This window comes from Methanoculleus sp. UBA303, assembly GCA_002501655.1.
Taxonomy (GTDB): Archaea; Halobacteriota; Methanomicrobia; order Methanomicrobiales; family Methanoculleaceae; genus Methanoculleus.
The window spans coordinates 1-24,162 of the sequence record DANY01000031.1 but is presented as its reverse complement, the minus strand read 5'-3'; the positions used below and the strand labels follow the sequence as shown (position 1 = coordinate 24,162).

Annotated in this window: 23 protein-coding genes and 1 pseudogene; 12 read left to right on the top strand and 12 right to left on the bottom strand. The window is 61.0% G+C overall.

All coding sequences use genetic code 11. The features are described from left to right. The coding region (locus tag BP846_RS07110; RefSeq protein ID WP_292393839.1) for a M1 family metallopeptidase at positions 1 to 2,757 on the top strand (2,757 nt) is incomplete at its 5' end. Between the two features lies 1 nt (position 2,758). On the opposite strand, the gene BP846_RS07105 is transcribed toward BP846_RS07110, so the two are convergent. From BP846_RS07105 to BP846_RS07075, 7 genes are all read right to left on the bottom strand, one after another. Further along, positions 2,759 to 3,598, bottom strand: a complete 840-nt coding sequence (locus BP846_RS07105) for an MBL fold metallo-hydrolase (RefSeq protein WP_292393837.1) — start codon at positions 3,596 to 3,598, stop codon at positions 2,759 to 2,761. Between the two features lie 266 nt (positions 3,599 to 3,864). Next, entirely contained in the window at positions 3,865 to 4,653 is a 789-nt protein-coding gene (locus BP846_RS07100) for a glycosyltransferase (RefSeq protein WP_292393937.1), read from the bottom strand. Between the two features lie 5 nt (positions 4,654 to 4,658). Beyond that, a complete protein-coding gene (locus BP846_RS07095; protein WP_292393835.1) occupies positions 4,659 to 5,471 on the bottom strand; it encodes a UbiA prenyltransferase family protein in 813 nt (270 codons plus the stop codon). A 149-nt stretch (positions 5,472 to 5,620) separates the two neighbouring features. Then, positions 5,621 to 6,232, bottom strand: a complete 612-nt coding sequence (locus tag BP846_RS07090) for a TetR/AcrR family transcriptional regulator (protein WP_292393831.1) — start codon at positions 6,230 to 6,232, stop codon at positions 5,621 to 5,623. 216 nt (positions 6,233 to 6,448) lie between these two features. Next, on the bottom strand, positions 6,449 to 6,925 hold the full coding sequence (locus BP846_RS07085) for an SRPBCC domain-containing protein (protein ID WP_292393830.1): 477 nt from the start codon (positions 6,923 to 6,925) through the stop codon (positions 6,449 to 6,451). Positions 6,926 to 7,018: 93 nt separating this feature from the next. Next, positions 7,019 to 7,681: a hypothetical protein gene (locus BP846_RS07080; RefSeq protein ID WP_292393829.1), complete on the bottom strand. Its 663-nt coding sequence runs from the start codon at positions 7,679 to 7,681 to the stop codon at positions 7,019 to 7,021. Positions 7,682 to 7,754: 73 nt separating this feature from the next. Further along, complete coding sequence (locus BP846_RS07075) at positions 7,755 to 7,955, bottom strand: hypothetical protein (RefSeq protein WP_292393828.1); 201 nt, start codon at positions 7,953 to 7,955, stop codon at positions 7,755 to 7,757. Between the two features lie 472 nt (positions 7,956 to 8,427). Here BP846_RS07075 and BP846_RS07070 point away from each other — a divergent pair, with 472 nt between their 5' ends. From BP846_RS07070 to BP846_RS07055, 4 genes are all read left to right on the top strand, one after another. Continuing rightward, complete coding sequence (locus tag BP846_RS07070; RefSeq protein ID WP_292393827.1) at positions 8,428 to 9,672, top strand: COG1361 S-layer family protein; 1,245 nt, start codon at positions 8,428 to 8,430, stop codon at positions 9,670 to 9,672. Next, positions 9,669 to 10,880, top strand: coding sequence for an ABC transporter permease (locus tag BP846_RS07065; RefSeq protein ID WP_292393825.1), 1,212 nt, complete (start codon positions 9,669 to 9,671; stop codon positions 10,878 to 10,880). Before BP846_RS07070 ends, BP846_RS07065 begins: the two co-directional genes overlap by 4 nt. A gap of 5 nt (positions 10,881 to 10,885) precedes the next feature. Then, the gene (locus BP846_RS07060; protein ID WP_292393823.1) at positions 10,886 to 11,572 is read left to right on the top strand and encodes an ABC transporter ATP-binding protein; all 687 of its coding nucleotides are present in this window, start codon (positions 10,886 to 10,888) and stop codon (positions 11,570 to 11,572) included. A 102-nt stretch (positions 11,573 to 11,674) separates the two neighbouring features. Continuing rightward, on the top strand, positions 11,675 to 12,208 hold the full coding sequence (locus BP846_RS07055) for a protease inhibitor I42 family protein (protein WP_292393820.1): 534 nt from the start codon (positions 11,675 to 11,677) through the stop codon (positions 12,206 to 12,208). Positions 12,209 to 12,256: 48 nt separating this feature from the next. On the opposite strand, the gene ppcA is transcribed toward BP846_RS07055, so the two are convergent. Then, a complete protein-coding gene (gene ppcA / locus BP846_RS07050; RefSeq protein ID WP_292393818.1) occupies positions 12,257 to 13,693 on the bottom strand; it encodes a phosphoenolpyruvate carboxylase in 1,437 nt (478 codons plus the stop codon). Between the two features lie 549 nt (positions 13,694 to 14,242). Between ppcA and BP846_RS07045 the strand changes: the two genes are divergently transcribed. Next, positions 14,243 to 14,803, top strand: coding sequence for a hypothetical protein (locus BP846_RS07045; RefSeq protein WP_292393816.1), 561 nt, complete (start codon positions 14,243 to 14,245; stop codon positions 14,801 to 14,803). Positions 14,804 to 15,304: 501 nt separating this feature from the next. Here the strand turns inward: BP846_RS07045 and BP846_RS07040 are convergent. The 4 genes and pseudogenes from BP846_RS07040 to BP846_RS07025 form a co-directional block, all read right to left on the bottom strand. After that, positions 15,305 to 17,497: an elongation factor EF-2 gene (locus BP846_RS07040; protein ID WP_292393814.1), complete on the bottom strand. Its 2,193-nt coding sequence runs from the start codon at positions 17,495 to 17,497 to the stop codon at positions 15,305 to 15,307. A gap of 31 nt (positions 17,498 to 17,528) precedes the next feature. Continuing rightward, positions 17,529 to 18,134: a 30S ribosomal protein S7 gene (locus BP846_RS07035; protein WP_292393812.1), complete on the bottom strand. Its 606-nt coding sequence runs from the start codon at positions 18,132 to 18,134 to the stop codon at positions 17,529 to 17,531. Positions 18,135 to 18,141: 7 nt separating this feature from the next. After that, positions 18,142 to 18,291 (bottom strand): annotated as a pseudogene (rps12P, locus tag BP846_RS07030) (30S ribosomal protein S12); the annotation flags it as partial. Further along, entirely contained in the window at positions 18,291 to 18,719 is a 429-nt protein-coding gene (locus BP846_RS07025; protein ID WP_292393810.1) for a 30S ribosomal protein S12, read from the bottom strand. The pseudogene rps12P and the gene BP846_RS07025, both read right to left, overlap by 1 nt. Before the next feature lie 173 nt (positions 18,720 to 18,892). On the opposite strand from BP846_RS07025, the gene BP846_RS07020 reads away from it, so the two are divergent. The 6 genes from BP846_RS07020 (at position 18,893) to argS (ending at position 24,104) form a co-directional block, all read left to right on the top strand. Next, a complete protein-coding gene (locus BP846_RS07020) occupies positions 18,893 to 19,306 on the top strand; it encodes a 6-pyruvoyl trahydropterin synthase family protein (RefSeq protein WP_292393808.1) in 414 nt (137 codons plus the stop codon). Next, positions 19,293 to 19,901 (top strand): 7-carboxy-7-deazaguanine synthase QueE, encoded by a 609-nt coding sequence (locus tag BP846_RS07015; RefSeq protein WP_292393804.1) that lies wholly within the window; start codon positions 19,293 to 19,295, stop codon positions 19,899 to 19,901. The genes BP846_RS07020 and BP846_RS07015 overlap by 14 nt, the downstream gene beginning before the upstream one ends. Further along, positions 19,901 to 20,566, top strand: coding sequence for a 7-cyano-7-deazaguanine synthase QueC (queC, locus tag BP846_RS07010; RefSeq protein WP_292393934.1), 666 nt, complete (start codon positions 19,901 to 19,903; stop codon positions 20,564 to 20,566). Before BP846_RS07015 ends, queC begins: the two co-directional genes overlap by 1 nt. A gap of 2 nt (positions 20,567 to 20,568) precedes the next feature. Then, positions 20,569 to 21,063 carry an NUDIX hydrolase gene (locus BP846_RS07005; RefSeq protein WP_292393802.1) on the top strand — a complete coding sequence of 165 codons (495 nt, stop codon included), beginning with the start codon at positions 20,569 to 20,571 and terminating at the stop codon, positions 21,061 to 21,063. Positions 21,064 to 21,168: 105 nt separating this feature from the next. Next, a complete protein-coding gene (gene prf1 / locus BP846_RS07000) occupies positions 21,169 to 22,440 on the top strand; it encodes a peptide chain release factor aRF-1 (RefSeq protein WP_292393800.1) in 1,272 nt (423 codons plus the stop codon). Beyond that, positions 22,440 to 24,104, top strand: coding sequence for an arginine--tRNA ligase (argS, locus tag BP846_RS06995; protein ID WP_292393798.1), 1,665 nt, complete (start codon positions 22,440 to 22,442; stop codon positions 24,102 to 24,104). The genes prf1 and argS overlap by 1 nt, the downstream gene beginning before the upstream one ends. Positions 24,105 to 24,162: the final 58 nt, after the last annotated feature.

The window sequence follows — 24,162 nt, the reverse complement described above, 5'->3', positions numbered from 1 at the left end:
GACGGCCACACCCGGGTCGTCTCCGCCCTCACCGCCGAGACCCTTGCGTCGCCGCTTGCATCCCTCCCCCTGAACGCCCGGGACCTGGATATCCTCAACGTATCCGCCGACGGCTACACCGTCGCCCATACCTACGACCGCGGCGCCGCGATCCTCACCGTCACCTTTGATCCCCCCGTCCCGCCCCGGACCCGGTTCACCCTCAACACCGGGACGGTCTGCCGTCCGAGCAGTCACGTCCTCGAAGGGCTCTACTACGACGGGTCGTGCCCCGGAGGAGCGCCCACTCAGATCACCCAGTGCCAGCAGTGGGGGTTCCAGCGCCTGGTCCCCTGCCTCGACGACATGACCGCGAAATGCACCTACACGACGACGATCATCGCCGATGACGAGTATACGAATACCATCTCAAACGGCGACCCGGCGGGGCCGCGGCTTCCCGGCGCTCCCGGCCGCTCCGTCCAGCGGTACGAGAACGTCAAAACCCCGATGGCCCCCTACCTCTTCTTCCTCGGGGTGGGGTGCTACGACACCTGCCGGCGGGAGTTCGAGTATCCCGACGGGCGGACGTTCACCCTCGAACTCCTCGCAAAACCCGGTTCCGACCCGGGTGCGGCCGGGCGTGCGCTTGATATCCTTGCAGACGCGGTGATGTGGGTGCACCTCTTCACCGGCCCCGCACAGTACCGCGACAGAGAAACCCGGAACGAGATCTGGCGCCGGGTGCGGGTCCGGGACGAAGCGAAACGCTCCGGGGACCGGGCAGCCCTCGAAAGATCCCGGGAGGCTCTCTCCCGGCTAATCGCGACCGTAACGCCGGGATATGCCTACACGGGCGCGGTCTACCGGGAGATCGCCATGCAGAACTCGGACTTCGGCGGGATGGAGAACGTCGGGAACACGACCATCGCTGCAAACCGGATCATGCCCGGTTCGGACGTGACCGACCCGGCCTTCGAGTACATGGTCCGGGTGAAGGTCCACGAGTACTACCACAATGAGAACGGCTCCGAGGTGACGGGGAGGAGCCCGTTCGAGATCTGGCTGAACGAGGCGGTGACGGTCCATATCGAGAACCAGTATCACGCCTTCCTCTTCGGCGAAGCCTACTCACGCCTCCAGACCGTGCTCGACCTCCTTGAACCCGAAGCCGGAACGCTCGTCCTCGACCGTGGTGCAGGCTCGATGCCGATCGAGCCGGACGGCTTCAACGATCCAAACGACCTCATCACGGGCGTCACCTACGTGAAAGCTCCCGAGTTCGTCAGGATGATCGAGACGCTGATGGGAAAGGAGACGTTTGCGGAAGGGCTCGGCCTCTACCACGACCGGTTCCGGCATGCGAACGCTTCCCGCGACGACTGGATACGCTGCATGGAAGAAGTCTCGGGACAGGACTTTTCGGGGATGGCGGCGGCCTGGCTGAAGGAGACGGAGTACCCCGTCCTCACCGTGACCCCTGCCTACGATCCCGCAGCCCGGCGGTTCGTCCTCGCCTATCGCCAGAGCCGTTCGCCGGGCGGCCGGACCTGGGAATTCCCGTTCCGGTTTGCACTCGCCGATGCCGACGGCCGGGACCTTGCGGACCGGACCGTCCGGATCGCGGATGAGACGGGGGAGATCCGCCTCGACGATGTCGACAGCCCGGCGTTCCTCTCGCTCAACCGCGGCTACTCCTTCTACGGCAGAGTGGCGTACCGGCCCCCGGAAGACGAACTCTACCTTCAGGTGCAGAGAGACGCCGACCTTATCGGCCGGTTCACCGCGTTTTGTGCGCTCGCCGACCGGGAGATGGTCCGCCTCCTCGAAGACCCGGATGCCGTGGTTTCCGGCCGGTTTACCGACCTCTGCCTCGGTCTCCTCGCCGACGACCGCCTCATGGAAGAAGCGGGCGGCCAATTCCTGACCATCTTCCCGTCGGTCGAAGACGAACGGTTCAGCCACCACTACCGGGCGCTTCACGACGCCAAAAGGAAGATCCTCGCCGCCATAGCCGCACGCGGCCGGGACACCCTCCTTCGCGTCTACCGGCGGGCGGCGGCGGGTGTGCCCGGCGGGTCGGACACCCTGGAGGAAGAAGCCCGGGCAATCCGGCGGCGGCAGAGGAAGAACGTCAGTCTCGCGATCCTCGCCACCCTGGACACCCCCGAAGTCCACCGGCTGATAGCCCGGCAGTTCCGGGACCGGGAGGCGACGGCTGCAACCGACCGGCTCGTCGCGTTTCGGCTGCTCCTCGAGAGCAGCGCACCCGAGCGGCTGGAGACCCTCGCGGCGTTCTCCACCGAATCGGCCAGAAACCCGGTCGCATGGGAGTCGTTCCTCTCCGCGGTCGCCGGGAGCGACTGCGACGACCTGGTCGCCGTCCTCCGCGGGATCGAGCCCTCCCCCGCCTTCTCGATCGAGCAGGCCGACCAGCAGCGGGCGCTCTACGGGCGGTTCGCGCTGAACAGGAAACGGTCGCTTGAGACCGAAGAAGGACGGGCTTACCTTTCCGGGGTGCTCCGGCGGCTCGCCCCGGTCAACGAGTACAGCACCGTCCGGGCCCTGGATGCATTCGCGTTCATCGACGGAATGGAGCCCCGCTATCGGGTGCCGGTCGTCGCGGTGCTCGCGGACCTCCTCTCCTCCTTCGACCCGGGAGCATACCCGTCGGTCTACAACAACGCCCGCCGTTTCCTCCTCAGGGCCCCGGAGGCCGTCCGGGCCTATGAGGCGGAGTACGGGGAGATCCCGGCGCTCCGGGGATTCAGACCCTGAATCATCCGTATTCGAGGTGCAGCCCGACCCCCGTCTCGCGGACATCGGCGACCCGGGCAAGCGCAATCTTCGCCGCAAGGCCGGTGCAGTGACAGGGGTGGAGGGCCGCCGGCCGCACTTCCGAGAAGTAGTCAAGGATTCCCTGCATCTGCTCCGGCGGTGCGTTAAGGAGGTGGAACCCGCCGATGATGTCGGCGATCCGGTCGTCACCGCAGACCTCGCGCGCTTGCTCGACGATCGAGCAGATGCCAGAGTGAGAACAGCCGGTTATGATAACAAGCCCCTCCGGCGTCTTGCAGGCGAGCGCCGTATCGTCGGCGACGGTGTCGTTACGGATACCGTCGGGCGTGTAGATGTAGCCCTTCGGCGGGACCTGCTCGAACTCGAACCGCCGCTCGATCTCGCCGAGGAAGACCAGGTCTTCGGTCAGCCAGAGGGGAGCCTGAGTGAGGAGGACCTTGCCGTGCCGAAAGAGTTCCTCGACCGAGAGGTGGCACCCGACCTCTCCCGCACCGTCGAGGCTCCGGGTGAGGAACGCATCGGGATGGGCAAAGAACGTAGGCTCGACACGCGCGTGCCCTTCGCGGATCGCCTCGGTATGGAGCCTGAGCAGCGCATCGAGACCCCAGGTGTGGTCGAGATGGCCGTGGGAGAGGACGATCTCATCGACACGGAGGAGATCGATCCCCATCTTCAGAGCGTTGGTGACAAGGATGCCCGAGTAGCCGGTATCAAAGAGGACGCGCGTTGTGCCGTCCTCGATGTAGATCGAGAGCCCGGGTTCTGCGAGGAAGTAGTGACCGGTGAGGGTGGTGTTATCCACGAGGACCGTCAGTCTCATGCGTACCACTCCGCAAGAGGGGGCCGGGCCCGGGAGACGGCCGGTATCGTCGCCGTCCCCCGGGCGACGGAGAGGAAGGGCCTCCGGAACGCAGTTCCGACCGTGATCGGGTCCATGCAGATACTGGGATCGTCGTAGTTAAGAAAGTTTCCCGACGGCGAGCCGCTTCACCCGCTCCCTGAGTGCCCGGTTCATTCCGGACAACCGCGCCCAAACGCCGTCATCGTTCAGAAAAAAATGTCTTCGGTATACCAACCAGATTCTCCTTATCCGTATCCGATGACCTTACCCCAGGCATTGTTGATCTTCTTTAGGGCTGATTTCAGGTCATTGGATAGTGCAGACCGCCGAAGGGCGATGGTACCCGAATACGGATACTTCAGGAGACCTTCAGCGCGCCCGGTGACGTGGTAATGATAATACCTGGTGAGGTAGAGTTCTGCATATCCGAGGATACTCTTCATCCGACGCGCAGAGGTAAGGGCCACAATGCGGCGATCATAGATGCATTCGGCGTGAGCATCGAAGAGGCGCAGAGAGAGATCGTAATCCTCCAGGATTGATATATCCCGGTGACCGCCCGCCCTGATGTACACATCTTTTTTTACTGCAAAATTGGACCCTATAAGCCAGTAGAAACCAAATGGATGGAGCAGAAGGTAGTATTGCCGCCATCCCCGTATGAGGCACGAACGAAAAGTCGGGTCATAAAATCTGACCGGCCCCGTGCAGACATCGTATCCGCCGACCGTAAGTACTTCCTGTATCGTCTCCAGCCAGGCAGGGGGATGGCGCGTATCTGCGTCCGTGAACACCAGGATATCACCGTTCGCCGCTTCAGCCCCGTCTCCGCGGGCACCGCCGATCCCGGCTCGCTTCTGGGAGATAACCCGGTCGGCAACAGGTTTAGCGTACTCACGGGTGCGGTCCGACGATCCCCCGTCGACAACGATGATCTCATAGGTCCCTCGCGGAATGCTCTGGGCTACAAGCGACTCCAGACAGTCGAGAATGGTCGCCTCTTCATTGAGTGCAGGAACGATTACCGATATCATAGCGATCAACGGGTGCGAGACAGGTGGTTGTTCATGAGCGTACGGTAGCCCCTTCCAGCGGCCGGAATCAGTAATGTTCGGCAGCCGTAGATCGGATAACCGATGAGGAAGGTAACCATGACGGCAGTTGCGCCAACGTCGATCGCAAACCACCATGAGATCAACTCAAACGCCACAACGGAGAGTACGGCGGTAATGCCGAGGAGGAAAACTCCGTTTCTCAGGCCGATGCCGACAATAGTGGTGCGGGTAGTCCCCAGGTCGTCATGATAGTCCAGAATTTCGTGGATAATCAGCGCTTCGCAACAGAGTAAGGTGCAGACAAGGGCCGATGCTATGGGGAGGGAGAGAAATTCGGCGATTGCGCCTCCTGCAAGGGTATATCCCGCGAGAAACGGCAGTCCGCCGAACATCACGCCGTGGCAGACGATATCCGCTGCAAACCGATCCTTGAACCTGATAGGTGGTGCCGAATAGAGCGTCAGGGCAATCAGACAGAGAAGGATGAAGATGAATCCGGTGCCCGATATGGTGAGGGAGGCAAGAAGCGGTATTCCTACGAGTGCCGCGCACATGCCGACGACCTCTCTCTTCGATATCGATCCGTCGGCAAACGGATTTTTCCCCTGCTTTGTCTTCCCTGGATGGCGTTTGTCAATCTCTGCATCGTACAGATTATTGATCACGAATCCATATGCGGTGACGCAGAAGAAGAGGGCAAAAACCGCGATGAGGCCGGATGAGAGGCCTGCGGCGATGAAAGCCCCGGCAAGCGGAAAGAGCGGATAAAACTTGACCCAGTCTCCTATGCGGAGCATTCTCCTGTATCCCTGTAGTTTGTCCATAGCCGTATGTCTCCTCGTGTAAACGATTACGATCGGGTAGTACGCCGGGTATCCTGCTCTGTCAATCCCGGAAAACCGGTTGACGCCGGCGGATGACCGTGGAGCCGCTCTCGATTGCGATTCTATGTTCCCTGCCGGACCCTGCAGTCTCCCTCCTTCTGCGCCATTCCGGACCACATTGAGGCAACCGCCTGTTCAATAGTCTCTTCGACGCCGCTCTGCAATCTGCCGAAGAGATACAGGTGAATGAGCATGAAGTTCGGGCACCAGAAGTTCGCCAGAAACACCTCTCTGTTGATTCCTGTCAGTATTCCCCGGGAGATACCTCTCTGGTAGAGTTCATCGAGGGCAGAGAGATGGAAGGATATCTTCTCTTTTGCCTTGTTTGTGATATTCGGGGAGGAGGCGAACCGTTCGAAGAAGAGGGCCTGTTTCGGATGTTCAAACATCCAGTGAAGCACCTGTCGTTTGACATTTTTGATCTGTTCTTCCACAGGGGTTCCCGGACGAATAGCCTCGTCCACCACATCGGCGAGTGCCCGGTGGATGGAGGAGTAGAGTGCATCGATCAGATCTTCTTTCGTCCGGAAGTACCGGAAGAGGGTTCCTGCCGAGACTCCGGCACGGTCCGAGATCTGCTGGGTCGGTGTTGCATGAAATCCCTGGATCGAGAAGAGATCGATCGCTGCCTCCATCAACGCCTTCCGTTTTTCTTCCGATACGGGCCGGCTCATACGGTTGTCTCCGTCTCCCCGATATTTCAGGGAACCCAATACTATCTTCACTTCCCCACTTAAATAAGTGACTACTCAGTCAATTGACGCCGCAATCTCCAGCCGAAAAAAATGTACTGCAATATGGGTTCCATAAGGAAACCGTGAGCGATGAGGGCCGCGTTATCCCCGGAGACCATCAACCTCATGGGCGGCACCCGCCCGGGGATGTCGCGGTTACGACGGTCTCCCGGAGGCGGCTCGCTCTGCTCGCTCCTTGAGTGCCTGATTCATGAGCAGAAAACCCTGACCGGTCGCCCGGAAGCTGCCGGTGAGGTCGAAGACGGGCACCAGCAGCCCGGTGAAGACTTCGGCCTGGATGAACCGGGACCCGTCACCCTCCCGGACAATGGTGAACCGGTGTTCGCCGTCAAAAAGCCCCGCGATCAGGACCCGGCCGATCCATCGGAGTTCTCGGTCTTTTGCGACCCGCAGCACCGTCGGCCGAAACCGCATGCTCCCCCGTTCCGGAGGCCGGATCTCGACCGAGAGGCGCGTTCCCACCCAGGGTTTCCCCTCGATCGACCGGATGAACGGGTTCCACGCGGGGTAAGAGGCAAAGTCGGTCAGTACACGCCAGACGACCGCGGGCGGTGCGGCAATGACGGTCTCGGCCCGAACTTCCCGGACCAGGACCCTGGAGGGGGCGGTCATGCTCTCTCCTGATCCCCGGGAGAAAGAAAAGCCTTTCCTCCCCGGGATCAACCAGAAACAGGGAGTGCTCCGGGAGGCGCCGTAACACACCGTCTAGCGGCGGATCGCCCCGCCGCGGACGGCGGGCGCCCGGGCCCCGAGACTGAATTCAGCGAGAACTCGTCGGCAGGTGCAGTGGCCGCCGAGATGGCAGACGGCGGCCCGCGTCACCTTGAACCGGACCGGGAAGTCGATCCCGGGGATCATCTCCGGGAGGTCGCCGAACCCCACCGTGATATGCGGAGAGTAGCGCTCGTACGCGGCGGTCTTCGGGAACCGAAGGAAGCAGTCAACAGATAGTGCAGACACCTCCTCTGCAAACATCGGAGGCCCGGCCGGAGGCGCCGAACGGGACGTTACGGTGTTCATCACGGTCTTATGAAAGAGCTGGAGGACTTCCGTCCGGAGGATGTGAAACGTGGAGACCGTCTTCCCCGTCTTCGTCCGGTGTTTTGCGACCGTATCGGCGGCCAGGGCCATGGGGGAGCATTGCCGGGTAATCCGACCGATCTTCGCGGTTATCTCCGGGAGGTCCTCCCGCCTCGCCGGGAACATCGCGACCGAGATGTGCGGGAGAGAGTTCTCCCGGTCGAGGCGTATGCCCCCGCCGGGGTTGCCGGCGAGCAGGGTCCGGTTGGCGCCGATCGCCATATCCATGACCGGTCCCGGCGGCAGGAGAACGACATCGAGGGCGACTGTATCGGGAAGTTCATGCATAAGGGGCCGATCTGGCGGCAGGGGTAAAAAAGGGTTTCCTCCGGAGACCGACACCCCGGTGCCGACTTTTCACTCACCACTTTATACCGAAGACCGGCTCTTCCTCGACCAGGTTCGTGATCCGTCGGACACTCGCCTCCATCGGGATGTCTTCCCCGCTGCAGAGTTCCTGCTTGAGTTGCTCCAGTCCTACCGCCACCGAATCGTCCTTCGACCGAACACCGCTTACCGTCACCCGGAACGTCAGCGTCACCAGCCATTGGGTCGTCTCCATCTCTTCTCCCCCTCGTAACGTGGCCGGGTATACCGCCGGGGAACATAAAGACAGCTCACGACCGGAAGGCTGTTCCAGGTCGCCTCCGGATAACCGTGCGGTCCCCTCCCGCCGGGAGCGGCTATGCAACAGCAAAAAAACGCAATAGACGGATTGGTGAGAACGGAGAGGCAGCAGCACGACGCTATGAAACCCAGGTTATAAGACGTATAGAGCGTTGCACCTTGAATGGAGGCATGGTGCCGACTCGTCCGGTCAACCGATCCTGCTGACCCCCCATATCTCAATGACAATATACTATATCTGTAATAAAAAATGGTTTCGGCCATACCGTCCCATCGTGCCGCCCGGGTTCGAGGTTTGATCGGGCACAATGGATAAATATAAGCATCGGGATTCTTGAGTTCCAGAGGGTCTGGTCCGGGAGAGAAACGAGATGGTCTCAAAGTCCGGGGCTTGCGTCCGGGGGGGCATGGTAAAGAGGCGGGCAGGCGGTGTTGTCGCAAGCGCACTCATTGTCGTCCTGGTGCTCGTCCCGGCAATAGCAACTGCACAGGCCCCAACGGTGTTCGTCTCCAACTACACCGTCACCCCCGCCGTCCTGATACCCGGAGACGAAGGGACGATCACGGTGGTCCTGTCGAGTACCGTTCCTGCCGCCGCGGGGTCGCCGGTCGATATCCGGGTGGACCCCGGGACCGGTGAGACGAACAGATCGCCGGAGACGCCGGAAAACGCCTACATCGAGAACGCGCTCCTCGTGAGTGAAGGGATCGATGTCCTGACCGGGAGCTTCCAGGATATCGGCGAGATCGGTCCCGGCCAGTCTTTTCCGCTCACCTTCCGGATACGCGCCCCGGGAGAGGAGGGGATCTACTTCCCCGAGGTCTGGGTCCGGGTGCGGGATGGAGCCGGCGTGCGCTACCCGATACCGGTGAACGTCAACTCGGCGTACGCCCTGGCCAAAAAGCCCGCGCTCAGGGTGGAGAGGACCGTCCCGGAATCCGTCGATCCCGGTTCCCCCTTCAACGTCACGCTCACGCTTCATAACGACGGCCGGGCGAGCGCACGAGACGTCGCCGTCAACATCAACGTAACCTCCGGGGCGATCACCCCGAAAAACTCGGAGAACTACTACATCCCCGAACTTGAAGCAGGGGGAGCGGCGGTGCTGAACCTGACCTTCGATACCGACACCAACGCCCCGCTCGGACTTACGCCGATCCCGGTCATCGTCGACTACCGGAGTGCCGACATGGCGGCGTTCCGGCAGGCGGCGACGATAGGTGTCCCCATCGTCGGCCGCGCCGAGATAGGTCTCGCCTCCATCAGGACCGAACCCTCCCGGATCGTCGCCGGAGATCCGGTAGACCTGACGATCCGGCTGGAGAACACGGGGACGGCGGACGCAGAGTCGGTCCGGGCAACCGTCGAGAACCTCTCGCTCCCGGGTTCAAAAGAGGCGTTCCTCGGGACGATTGAACCCGGAAACGACGGTCCCGCTGTCTTCACCCTGCAGACCGATGAAGCGGGGGTATTCGACTACACCCTCATTGTTCAGTATACCGACGACTACGGGGCGCACACAATCCGCCAGGCCCTGCAGGTTGTTGTTGCAGAATCAAACCCCTTTTCGGTGATCGCTGTCGCGGCAGCCGCCCTCATTGCCGTCGTTGCAGTCACGGTCCTCTGGTACCGTAGGCGAAAGGAGGAATGACCGCTGTGTTTGCAGGCCTCAAGGTTTCTGCATTCCTGGCGTGGAAAACCATAGAGCGCGGGAACACGGGGACCCTCGCCCTCACCATCATGATCATAGCCCTCATCTTCGTGAACCTGATTTTCCTTCCCTCCATCATCTCCGGGGTCGTCGAGACCTTCAACACCCAGTCGATCGACTTCGATCTCGGCAACATCGTTGTCGAACCCCGGGAGGGCAGTCAATACATCGGCGGCGTGACCGGTCTCCAGAAGAAGATCGAGCGGGTCCCGGGGATCATCGGCACGTCGCCCCGGATAGCCGTCGGAGTAACCCTCTTCTACCGGGGCAGCAACACCGCAAGCACGCTCTACGGCATAACCCCGGAAGACGAGCGGTCGACGACGAGGATCGCCGACTTCATGACCGAGGGGGAGTTTCTCGCAAACGGGGATACCGACGCCATCGTCATGGGTGCGATCCTCGCGGGAAGGGAGGGGGAAGAGGGCGGAGGTCTCCCATCGCTTGAAGGAGTGATGGTCGGGGACTCGGTGGAGGTGGCCTACCCGAACGACGAGACGCGGACCTACCGGGTGAAGGGGATCTTCGAAACGCAATCTTTTGGCGTCGACACGGCGGCCTTCGTTACCGGGGACGAGGCGAGCGAGGTGCTCGGGCTTCATGACCAGGCGTCCGTGATCCTGGTGAAGACCGAAGTGGACGGCAGAGAGGAGGGCTACAAGAGGGAACTCCTCTCCTACGGCATCCAGGAGGAGGTATGGACGTTCCGGGAGAAGACCGGGGGGGTTCTCGACCAGGCGATCCAGAGTTTCAACATCATCAACACCATCTCGACACTTGTCAGTCTGATCATCGCCGTCGTGGTGGTCTTCATCGTGATCTTCATCAACACCGTGAACCGGCGGCGGCAGATCGGGATCTTGAAGGCGATCGGCATCGACCAGCAGATCATCATCAATTCCTATGTCCTCCAGGTGCTCTTCATCACCGCTGTCGGGGCTCTGGCCGGGATCGTTCTCGCCGCCGGCATGACGGCCTATCTGACCGCATACCCGCTCGTCTTCCCCGGCGGTCCGGTCTACCCGGTCGTGGAAACCTCGGCCGTCCTCCGGAGCATAGCAAGCCTCTTTGCGGTCTCGGTGCTGGCCGGCTATATCCCTGCCTGGCAGGTCGCCCGGGAAGACATCCTTTCCGCAATCAGGGGGTAAAAAAGGTGATCGTCGCAGAGGACCTCACCCGGGTCTACACTATGGGGAGAGTGAAGGTCCGCGCCCTCGGAGGAGTCTCGCTCACAGTCGCCAGAGGAGAGTTCGTCGGGATTATGGGGGCGAGCGGCAGCGGCAAGTCGACGCTCCTCCACATCCTCGGACTCCTCGACCGCCCCGACTCCGGCAGCGTCACCATCGACGGGACCGACGTCCTCGCCCTCTCCGATCACCGGCGGACCCTGTTCCGGCTGAACCGGCTCGGCTACGTCTTCCAGGACTACGCCCTCATCGGCGAACTCACGGCACTCGAGAACGTTTACCTGACGTCGCTTGTCCGGGGGGACCAGAAAGAGGAGTATCTCGGGAAGAGCACCGAGATCCTTCGCCGGGTCGGTCTCGGCGACCGGATAAACCACCGGCAGAGCGAACTCTCGGGCGGGGAGCAGCAGCGAGTGGCGATAGCCCGGGCGCTCGTGAACAACCCGAGCATCCTGCTCGCCGACGAGCCCTGTGCGAACCTTGACAGCCAGACGTCGAAGAGCATTCTTGACCTCTTTGCCCGGTTAAACGAGGAACTGGACCAGACGATCGTGATGGTCTCGCACGAGGACTGGCATAAGGAGTACTTCTGTCGGGTCGTCACCCTGCGGGACGGGCTGATCGAAGAGGTGACGGAGTGCAGGAGGGCCTGAGGTGCGCCACGACGCCGGAACAGTCAACAATCCGGTACTACGGCAGATGCATCTTTTGAGGATTATAGGAATGCTTTTATCGTAATTACACGACCTTATCATATGGTTCAGGAAAAGAACATCTACGGCATCCTGATTGCAGGATTCCTGGCAATCTGCATGCTCATGGCCGGCTGCACATCGCAGCCGACGGAACCGGGGAACACGACCGCAACACCCACGCCGTCAACGACCGCGACAACAGCGGCAACGACCGCAACACCCACACCGGCGACAACCACGGCAACAGCAACTTCGACCGCGACACCCACGCCCGCTCCGGCGGAGTACGCCTTTAATGAGACGAACAACAACGAGACCGTCACTCTCCCGGCCGGAAGCGCTGTCACCATCAGCCTCGCCGAGAACCCGACGACCGGATATGCGTGGAACGTTACCTCGTCGCGCGGTCTCTCGTACGTGAACGATACGTACAACGCACCGGAGACCGAACTCGTGGGCGCCGGCGGCGTGCATGTATGGGAGTACATCGCGTCCGAAGCGGGTTCCGCTGAGTTCTCCGCGGTCTATAAGCGGCCCTGGGAGAACGAGACCGGAAACGAGACCACTTTCTCGATGGCATTCACCATCGAGTAATCTCGCAACCCTCTTTTTCTCTCATCCCTTCAGCACGCCGGGTTTTCGTCACCCGAGGAACTTTCGTCGATGCGCCGCCTGCAGGACGAGCGAGGTCAACGTCCCGGTCTCGTTCGCGCGAAGCGCCCGGGCGATTGCGGTCGTGACCCTGGTATGCTCCTCGTCCGGCTCGACGTCCACCAGGTCGGCCACCCGGGCCGCAAGTTCCGGGGGGACGAAACCGGTCTCTGCGTTGAGGAAACGGGAAGCAGCCCGCAGGTCTTCATCGAAGTTGACGTAGGTCTTCCTGATGAACGCGAGATCCGCGTCGTCCAGAGCATCCAGACCGAGGACCTCGGGAGGAAGGCCGATGGAGTAGAGGGCGGCGGTGAACTTGATTGCCCTCGGCAGGGTGATCCCGCCGGTGCTCCGCGCGTACCCGAAGAGACCGATATGCAATTTTCGTTTCCGCCGCTCGGGAACATACCGGGCAACCCGGTTGATCAGGGAGGCGAGCGGTCCGAGCCGGCGCTCGTATGCCAGCGTATACCGCTCTATCAGGTCCAGCGCCGCCTCTTCGTCGACCGGCCGGGGCTTTTCGGGGTTTCGCTCCTCGAGTCTCCTGACCGCGTTCCGGGCCTCTTCGAGTGGATAATCATACTTGAACGCCGACTGAACGGTAAATGTGTGGACGCTCGGATACTCGGCGATAACCCGGTCGACGGTCAGGGGAGAGAGGCCGCCCCTGAAGGGAGCCGAACCGACACCGATTATCGGGTATATCCGGGTTTCCGTCTCTTCCGAGACCTCCCAGAGATGCCGGAGCGCGATCTTGTTCAGGAGAACCGCACTGACGAGCCCGTAGTTCATCGCCGGGTCGGACCGGGCAAGAAAGACACGCTGGTCGGCGATATCCTTGTCTTCGAGGTAGCGCCGAACCACGTTGTGCGCGTCCAGCATGTGGTCCATCTCCTCAAAGAGCGGGATCACGTTGATCCGATCCGGTCGGAACCTCCCGATCCAGTCTGCGATGGTCATGTTCCCTTCTCCGAGGCGTCTCTCCTGTTTTCCGACGACGATATCCGTATAATAACGGTAGATATTATCGATGGCGACGTGAGACGCCGTCATCGGCAGAATCACCTCAAATATCGGGGGACACTCGTCCCCATAGAAGAGGCAGGCCGTATCAAACGACCGCGGGATGCTTTCCAGTGTTTCGAGGAGAATTTTTGCCTCGGCCGTCTCCACTTCGGGGTTCGGGACCCGCATCGTCAGGAAGATGTCTCGTCCGAGTTTCTTCTCCCGGAAGAACGTATCATACCGGGTCAGCAATTTCCTGACTACAAAGTTGTCGACCTCTTTTCCTTCACAGTCCCACATCTGCTCGCTGCATCCCAGGTGGGAATAAGCGTAGTACGCCTCCTGGACTTCGTCTTCTCCGCCAAGGTCCGGACTCTCGGCGAAGAATGGCAGGTTGACGTTGTCAGGATGCTGGGTGCTCATGCACTGCGGTATCCGTATCATCTCTTCATCTTCCCTTGGGCGATTCCTTCCCTCATAATCATTTTGGAGTCCAAAGTCGATAGCCCCGCGGACAGATGTCCGCATACCTCGTTTGAGGGGTCCACTCCCGGAACGCCGGGAGAAATATGGCTGAAGTTGCGGGCCATATACGTCCGCAGGCTGCCGTCAACCCGCCGGCATTTCGGTGTCGGATCGTTCCAGGTCAGGTTCGGTCGGATGTGACATGGGGCCCTCCCGGGGAGGGGTAGTTGACGTCCCCCTGTCAACCCCATCTCATTCTACGGTTGACAAGAAAGGTCTTCCGGAACGCCTCTCTCCCTCCCGGGAACCCCGTGCGCCCCGTTCGGAGGTCATCACGGCACCCCGCCGCGAGATATCCGCTCTCCATTCGCATCGATGATGCGGTCGGGGATGGGGGACGGGATCGACCACGGCCCTCCGGCAATTCCGGCAGGCTCAACCGGAGAAAGACCCCGTTACCCGGGGCGTTTCAACACGTATATATATTCCGGGAACAAGGGTGAACGTATGATGTATGAGGGAACAGTACCCAGGCATCTCCTCATTATCCTGACGCTCCTTGTTCTGGCGCTCGTCGCCCCGGCAGCCGCACAGGGTGCGGTAACCCGGGCGGTACAGCCCGGTGAGACGATTGAGGTGGGAACCGAACCGCTTATCCTTGATCTCGTCAACCTCCGCAACCAGGATACGTTCAACCCCGTCACGGAGCTCAGGCACTACCAGAGTGATGACACCACAAAGAAGATTGTACGGGTCGTCGGCGTGCCGAACGACGGTTACTTTACGATCAACGCCCATACGCTCGGGGGAAAATACGGGCGTTATTTCGCGTTCAGCAGCAAAGACGGCTTAATTCAGCAGCACAGCATCAAATTCGCCCCCGCACCGACGGTTACGGCCACGGAGTCGGAGACCACCGCTACGGTCACCACCACAAAGACACCGGCTGAGACGACACCGGAGACGACAACAGCGGCTCCGACAGCGACGCGGGCATCACTCCCGGGATTGATCGCGATCGTCGCGATCGGCATCTGCGGACTGTTCGTGGCGGTGCTGAGACGATAGATCGGCCCGGATCGCGCCCTGATTTCGTGACGGCGCCGTATTGAACACGAACCCACTGATGCCGTGACTGTTTTATAGCGGTTGGACGTTCCTCACTACAGGCACGTCCACTCCGCCTCGATTTTTCCGGAAGGGCACGTGATAAGCAGCAACGAAGAGACTTCCCGGCCTTCGGCTCGATCATATGCCCGACGCCACGGAGGGCCGCCGGCGATCGCCGGTTGCCGGAGAACCGGACGGGATCGTCTGGAACGACGCCCGGAACGGGACCCGGGACATCCATGCCGGCACCCCCGACAAAACGGCACCCTCCGCACCGGAAGGACCCGCCGGGACTTTTGCCCCATCCACCCCGGGGCCCGTCACGACGCCGATAATCCTGCGGTCAAAGCCGGACCCGATGATGAAACCCTCCAGAAGGACTTCCGCCGGAACCGGAGGCCCCGGCAAGCGCATCCGCTCGCGCGGGAAAACCAAAAAAAGAGGGTATATCGGGATTTATTACGCCAGGTAGTCGTCCGGCCGCGGGATCTGCTCCTTCAATCCCTTGCGCCGCCGGATGCTCTTGACCACTTCGCCTACGATACCGGCGGGAACCAGCTCGAACCCGGCAAATTCCGTGCTCCACATCGCACGTCCTTCAGTAGCGGATCGGACGTCTCCGGCAAACCCGAAGAGTTCGGCGACCGGTGCCTTGCCGATGATGGTCATCGTGTCGCCTTCGCTCTGCATATCGAAGACCTGGCCGCGCCGGCCCTGGATCTGCGAAGTTGCCGCACCCATCTGCTCGCTCGGGACCGTGATCTGGATCTTCTGGATTGGCTCAAGGAGCGAGTCGCCGCCCAGCAGCAGGCCCGCCTTGACGGCGCTCCTGACCGCCGGAATGACCTGGGCAGGACCGCGGTGGATGGCGTCCTCGTGAAGTTTCACGTCCACCAGCCGAATCTTCAGGTTCTGGACCTGCTCATCGGCGAGCGGGCCGCCGCGGAGCGCTTCACGCCAGCCGTCGAGGATCAGTTCCATCGTCTCGTTGAGGTACTGGATACCCTTCGTCATATCGATGAACATGTTGGTGCCCTCGATTGCCTTGACGTTCTTGGCCTCTTCTTTGTCCATACCGGCGGCAACGAGGATATCACGCCGCTCGACCGCCTGCTGGTTCATCGTGACCTCGCCGTCCAGGATAAGCTTCACGATCGCCGGGTCCATCGGCTCGAGTTCGAGGTAAAACCGGTTGTGGCGGTTCGGCGACTTTCCTTCGACCGGGCCAGCCCGACCCGTGATCGTCTCGCGGTAGACGACGATCGGCGGGGAGGTGAGGATATCGACGCCTTTGTCGCGCCTGATGCGGCCGGTGATGATCTCGAGGTGAAGCTCGCCCATGCCGCTGATCAGGTGCTCGCCGGTCTCCTCGTTGATCGAGACCCGCACCGTCGGGTCTTCCTTCGCGACCTGGCGGAGGACCTCGACGAGCTTCGGAAGATCCTTCATGCTCTTCGCCTCGACGGCGACAGTCATGACCGGCTCGGAGTAGTGCTGCAGCGACTCGAAAGGCGTCATCTCAAGGAGCGTCGTAACGGTCGAACCGACGATGGCGTCTTTCAAACCCGTCACAGCGGCAATGTTGCCGGCGGCAAGTTCTTCCACCTCGACCCGCTCGGCACCCATAAAGATGCTGACCTGAGCAAGACGGTTTGCACGCTTTGCCGCACCTATAATATAGCATTCGGTACCCCGGCGGAGCGTCCCCGAGAAGAGACGGCCGGTGGCGACCTCGCCTGCATGCGGGTCGAACGAGATATCGGTGACCATCAGGCAGATGGGCCCGTTCGGGTCGCAACCGAGCATCGCTTTCCCCTCGGGCGAGGTGTAGTCGCCGTGCCAGATGATATGAATACGCCGCTCCTGGGCCTGAATCGGATTTGGCAGGTGCTTGACCACCATGTCGAGGAGCACGGCGTGCAGGGGGCTGTGCTTCGCCAGCCACTTCATGTCGCCGGCGTTGCACTTCTCATAGACGTCCTTGAACGAGACCCCGCTCTTCTTCATGTAGGGAACGGAGACGGCCCAGTTGTAGAGCGCGGAACCAAAAGCAACGGTGCCCTTTGCGGCATCCAGCTTCCAGCCTGCGTTGTACATCTTCTCGTTCATGCCCTTGATCAACTTGTTGACCTTGTCGATCACCTTCGCAAGGCGGATCTGCATCTCCTGCTCGTTCACCTTCAACTCGTTGACCAGCCGGTCAACCTTGTTGATGAAGAGAACCGGGCGGACACCCTCCTTCAAGGCCTGCCGGAGCACCGTCTCCGTCTGAGGCATGGTACCCTCGACCGCGTCCACAACAACGACGGCACCGTCCACCGCACGCATGGCGCGCGTCACGTCGCCGCCGAAGTCCACGTGGCCGGGGGTATCGATCATGTTGATCAGGTACTCCTCACCGCCGTACTCGTGGACCATCGAGACGTTGCTCGCGTCGATGGTGATGCCGCGGGCCTGTTCTTCCTCGTCGGAGTCCATGAAGAGTTGTTTGCCGGCGAGTTCCTCGCTGATCATGCCTGCCCCTGCAAGCAGGTTGTCTGAGAGCGTTGTCTTTCCGTGATCAATGTGGGCGACGATACCGATGTTCCGGATGTGCTCCGGCTTGTCCATCAGTTCCGTCACCCGCTCTACCATCTTCTTTCGTCGGGTCATAGAGTACACCAAAAAAAATAATCCGGGATTTTTAGCGGGCAGCCTTTGCGATACGTTCTCTTTCTTCTTTCTTCGAAACGGCGTAGGAACGGGCGTCGCCGTTTGCGGCTGCGATCAGCTCTTCGGCAAGCGCCTCGCTCACGCTCTTCTTCTTTTTGTGGCTCGCCTGCTGGACGCCGTCGGTGATGAACCGCAGGGCGGTATCGACACGCCGCTGGGGCGCGGTGTCGACCGACTTGGGGACATTGATGCCGCCGTACTTCAGCCGGACGGTCTCCTCGCGGGGCCCGGCGTTCGCAACTGCATCCACCAGCACCTGGACCGGGTTCTTCTTGGTCTTCTTATTGACGATCTCGAAAGCATCCCGGACGATGCGGATGGCAAGTTCCTTCTTGCCGGTGTTCTTCTCGGTCTGCATCAGTTTGTTGATCAGGCGCTCAACGATCAGCATGTTGCTCTTGTTGAACTGCTGACCGACAAGCTTGCCGCAGGAGTGCGGCACGATCATCGTATGCAGGTTCACGTAACGGGCAAGGCTCGGGTCCTGGATCTCCACCTCGCTCATATCCCAGCGGTTAAAGAGGAGCTGCCGAGTCTGCATTTCGGTGTCGGTTCCTGCTTCTGCTGCTTCTGCCATTGCTCACTTACCTCCGCGGCTTCTCCTTCCTTCCGATGACCATTTCATTCAGACTGACATTGTTCACTTTGGTCACGACGAACCGGACACCGGGGATATCACCCATCGACCTGCCCAGCCTGCCGCCGATGCCCTCGATCTCGACCTCATCGTGNNTTACCTCCGCGGCTTCTCCTTCCTTCCGATGACCATTTCATTCAGACTGACATTGTTCACTTTGGTCACGACGAACCGGACACCGGGGATATCACCCATCGACCGGCCCAGCCTGCCGCCGATCCCCTCGATCTCGACCTCATCGTGCTCGTCGATGAAGTTGATGGCACCGTCGCCGACGGCGAATGCGGTCACCTGACGACCGTTCTTGATCAACTGCACGCGGACGCACTTGCGGATAGCGGAGTTCGGCTGCTTCGCCTCGACACCCACCTTCTCAAGAACGATCCCGCGGCCCTGCGGAGCCCCTTCAAGGGGATCAGATTTCACGTCGAGCCCGAGCTGGCGCCGTGCGTAGACGGTGTCGTGCCACCGGTTCGCCTTTGCGTCGCGCTTCAGTTTTCGGGCTGCAAATTTTCCATTTCCCATCGAATACCCTCGTACCGGTTGAATTTGTAGATAGGAGCAACTCCTGGTGTGCTATAAAGCAACGCGCGTTACGGATTTATATATTGTGGAACCCGTTTGCACGCCGATCTTTCGCCGTAGATATTTGATCGGGAGCTGATATAATATTATATCCTGGCAGGCAACCTTCATTGATGATAATCCGGATATACAAGGAGGTTTTTTTCGAGGCAACCCATCGCCTGATCCACTATCAGGGGAAGTGTTTCCGGCTGCACGGCCACCAGTGGCGCGTAGAAGTCTGGATAGAAGGGACGGCCGATGAGCGCACCGGGATCGTCCTTGACTACAACTGTATCAAAGAAGTCGTCGGGCGGTTCGACCACCAGGTGATCTTAAACAAAGACGACCCGATGGCGGCGAGCATCGAAGCGTTCCACCCGGTCGTCACCACCCCCGGCGACCCGACGAGCGAGCTCCTCGCCGGCCTCATCGCAGAGATGATCGACGCCGAAGCCGCACGGCAGGGGCGCGATGCCCGCGTAGCAAAGATCCGGGTCTGGGAGTCGACGACCTGTTACGCAGAGCGCACCTATGCTCGTCAGTGAAATTTTCCGGAGCCTTCAGGGGGAGGGACCAAACCAGGGACGGCCCTGTACGTTCATCCGGCTCTCCGGGTGCAACCTCCGGTGCGCCTGGTGCGACACCGCCTATGCCAGGGAAGACGGAGAAGAGATGAGCGTCGGGGAGGTCCTCGACCGGGTATGGCTGCTGAACGGAAAACGCATCTGCATCACCGGCGGAGAGCCCCTCCTGCAGAAGGAGGAGGTCCTCGAACTCCTCCGGAAGTTCGGTCTTCACGGGTATGCCGTCGAGATCGAGACAAACGGCACCCTGGATTTCAGGGACCTGCAGCCCTACGCCGCCGTCTGTATGGATGTCAAGTGCCCCTCATCGGGGGAGAGGAGCGATCTCGCGCTCCTCCCCTTCATCACTCCCCGCGACTGCGTCAAGTTTGTGGTGGCGGACGAGGACGATCTTCTCTATGCACGGGCGGTGACGGCACAATGTGAAATCCGGGGCGAGATCATCATCTCGCCGGTGGAAGGGGCCGACTATCGCGCCGTCGCGGACTACATCGTCAAAGAGAATCTTCCGGTGAGGTTTCAAATGCAACTCCACAAGATCCTGGGGATGAAATGATGAAAGCGGTCTGTCTTCTCTCGGGCGGCATGGACTCCTCCACGCTCGCCTACGTCGCAAAGGATATGGGTTACGATATCATCGCTCTCCACTTTACCTACGGTCAGAGGACCGAGGCAAAGGAGCGCGAGTGCGCCCGGACCATTGCCCGGGCGCTTGATGCACAGGAATTCGTCGAGATCAGCCTCGAGCATTTCAAAAAGATCGGGGCATCGAGCCTGACGGATGCCGCAATTCCGGTCGAGAAGTATTCCGGCGAAGAGGAAGGGATACCCAGCACCTACGTTCCTTTCCGAAACGGGAACCTGCTTGCCATCGCAACCAGCCTCGCGGAGGCCCGGCGTGCGGCGGCGGTCTTCATCGGCGTCCAGACCGGAGACTATCCCGGGTACCCCGACTGCCGGCCGGAGTTCATCGAGGCGTTCCAGCGGGTGGTCGACCTTGGTACGGCGGCAGACCCACGGATCACCCTGATGACGCCCTTTGTCCGGATGACGAAGACGGAGATCATCCAAAGAGGCATGGCGCTCGGTGTCCCCTACGAGCATACCTGGTCCTGTTACCAGAACAACGACCGTGCATGCGGGGTCTGCTCGTCCTGCCACTACAGGAGGGAAGCGTTCCGCGACCTCGGGTTGGAGGACCCGATCGAATACGAGAGGTAACTATGGAGATCTACCGCGGAAAACGACTCTCCGTCGAGAAGAGGGAAGTAACCCTCCCGAACGGGGAGATGATGGAGCGGGTGATCGTTCACCCCGGCGGAGCGGTTGCCATCCTTCCGGTTGAGGGAGACGATTGCTATCTCATCAGGCAGTACCGGTTCGCCATCGACGACTACATCCTTGAGGCTCCTGCAGGCACCATCGAAGAGGGCGAGAAGCCGCACGAGACCGCATACCGGGAACTGATCGAGGAGACCGGGATGAAGGCGTCGTCGTTCGTCCCGAAAGGCTGCATTTACTCCTCCCCGGGATATACCGACGAACGGATCTGGCTTTACCTGGCGCAGGACCTCTCCCCCTGCTCGGACTTTCGGATGGACGAGGACGAGGTGATCGAAGTCGTCCGCGTCCCGATCAAAGACCTCGACGCCATGATCGCGGACGGAAGAATTGCCGATGCAAAAACAATCTCTCTCATCTGCCGGTGCCTCCGGTAACGCGCCGGCGGACATCGGCGAATGTGCGCATATTTAATGCCATCTCCAGAGAAACATATAGTACTTCGACCAGTGAACAGTTTCCCCCAGGCTTGGTGAACTCCAATGGAAGAGACGCAAGGAATTGACACCGCGCGAAAGCGCTATGAATTTAAAAAGACGCTTGAGAGGCTTGCGGAGAAGGAGGGGAGCGGTACCGAGCGGATCACACTGTATATACCTCCGGATAAGCAGATCTACGACGTGACCGCCCAGCTCCGCGACGAGTTCGGGCAGTGCTCGAATATCAAGAGTAAACAGACCCGGACAAACGTCCAGAGCGCCATATCCTCCATCCTCTCCCGCCTCAAATACTATAAGCGCCCGCCGGAGAACGGCATAGCCATCTTCTGCGGCACCATCAATATCGGCGGCGACCGCACCGACCTCGATTGCGAGATCCTCGAGCCGCCCGAGCCGCTCGGCACCTACATGTACCGATGCAGCTCTTCGTTTGAACTCGAACCGCTGCAGCAGATGCTCGGCGAGAAGGAGATCTACGGCCTGATCGTCATCGACCGGCGTGAGGCTTACATCGGCTTCCTTCGCGGCAACCGGATTGAACCGGTTAACGGCGTCACCTCGACGGTCCCCGGCAAACAGCGAAAGGGCGGGCAGTCGAGCGTCCGGTTCCAGCGGCTGCGGCTGATCGCCATCAATGAGTTCTACAAGAAGGTCGGCGACCGGGCGAGCGATATCTTTCTCGCCGAGAAGGATTTCTTCGAGAAGTTTAAAGGCGTGCTGATCGGCGGCCCGACCCCGACGAAGGAGGAGTTCGAGGCGGGCGGCTACCTCCACCACGAACTGCAGAAGCGGATCATCGGGCTCTTCGACGTTTCTTACACGAACGAGTCCGGGCTTGCCGAACTCGTCGAGAGTGCGTCGGATGCCTTGAAGGGCCTCGACGTCATCAAGGAGAAGAACGTGATGAACCGGTTCCTTCAGGAACTGGTAAAGGACAACGGAGCAGCCGCTTATGGGGAGGAGAGCGTCCGAAAGAATCTGGAACTCGGCGCCGTCGACATGCTCCTCCTCTCCGACAAGCTCAGGAGAGCCCGGCTGAAACTCGCCTGTCCGAACAGCGACTACACCGAGGAGCGGACAGTCAGCCTCGAGCCGGGAAAACATATCAAGGACCTCGACCTCGGCACCTGCCCGAACGACGGTGCATCGCTCTACGTGGCGGAAGAGACCGATATCATCGACGAACTGACCGCTGCCGCCGACCAGAGCAGCACGGCGGTCAGGATCATATCAGACGATTTTGAAGAGGGTTCAATGCTCTACAACGCGTTCGGCGGGATCGCAGCGATCCTGCGTTACAGGACCGGATACTGATGTTTCAGGAAAAATACCACCAGATTGAGCGCATGCTCCGGGCATGCACCGGTGAGGAGGACGTCCTCCTCACAACCGGGGGAGATCACGCCGATCTCGCCTCGACCGTAGCGTTTAAACTGGCAAAGAGCGAGAAGCGCCCACCCCGGGAGATTGCCGCCGAGATCGCCGAAAGGATCTCGGCAGACCCCGAACTCGGCGATATCCGGGTCGAAGCGACGGGCCCCTACATCAACTTCGTGTTCGGGCCGTCGCTCCTCGCGGAAGCGGTCAGGGAGGCGCTCGAGCCCGACTACGGGAACCATCCCCGCCGCCCGGAAAGGGTGGTGCTCGAGCACACGAGTGCGAACCCGAACGGCCCCCTCCATGTCGGCCACATCAGGAACACCGTCATTGGAGACTCCCTTGCCCGGGCGTTCCGGAAGGCAGGGTATCCGCTTGAGGTGCAGTATTACTTAAACGACATGGGCCGCCAGATCGCCATCGTCTCGTGGGGGTTCGACCACCTCGGTCTTGCCCGCGAGGACGGCGAGAAGGGAGACCACTACGTCGCCCGGGTCTACATCGCAGCGAACCGCGAGATCGAGAAGAACCCCGCTATCACGGAAGAGATCGATCACCTCATGCAGAAGGTGGAGCGCGGCGACGCGGAGACCGTCAGGAAGTTCCGGGCGGCCGTCTCCCTCTGTGCGGAGGGGATCAAGACAACCCTCGCCGCTTTAGGCGCCCGCCACGACCGGTTCGTCTGGGAGAGCGACTTCGTCCGGATCGGCGACGTGGACCGGATCTTCGAGCGGGTCCGCCGCCTGCCGCAGGCCCACGAGGACGAGACGCTCTGGGTCGACCTCTCGGGAGAGGGTTTCGAGAAGAAGTACATCCTCCGGCGGAGCGACGGCACGTCGGTCTACAGCACACGGGACCTCGCCTACCATACCTGGAAAGGGCACAACTACGACCGGGTGATCGACGTCCTCGGGGCGGACCACAAATTGATCGGCGCCCAGCTCCAGGCCACCCTCACCCTCCTCGGCGAAAAAGCGCCCGAGATCGTCTTCTTCGAGTTCGTCTCCCTCCCCGAGGGCTCCATGAGCACCCGGGCGGGAAAGTTCGTCTCGGCGGACGACCTCCTCGATGAGGTGACCGCAAAGGCATTCGACGAGGTGACCGTCCGCCGCCCGGAGCTCCCCGAAGACGAACGGCGCTCAATCGCGAGATCGGTCGCCGTCGCCGCCATCCGCTACGATATCGTGAAGGTCTCTCCCGAGAAGAGCACGGTCTTTAACTGGAAGGAAGCGCTGGATTTCGAGCGCCAGAGCGGCCCCTACATCCAGTACGCCCACGCCCGCGCCTGCAGTATCCTGGAGAAGGCCGGGGAGTTCACGCGGGCGTACCGCTACGAGACCGAACATGAGGTTGCGCTCGCCCGGCACCTCGCGAAGTTCCCGGCCGTCGTCGACGAGACCGTGGAGGAACTCCGTCCGCACCTGCTCGCCGCATACGCCCGCGAGCTCGCGGACCTCTTCAACGCCTTCTATCACTACGACCCGGTGTTGAAGAGCGGGGGCGAGACCCGGAACAGCCGCCTTGCGCTTGTGGACGCGGTCAGGAACACATTGCAGGAGTCTCTTCTGACCCTTGGGATCGATGCACTCAGAAACATGTAAGGCCCTCCGAAAGCAGGGCTACCAGTTCGTCAGCTCTGCCTCGTCGGCGGCCGTCAAG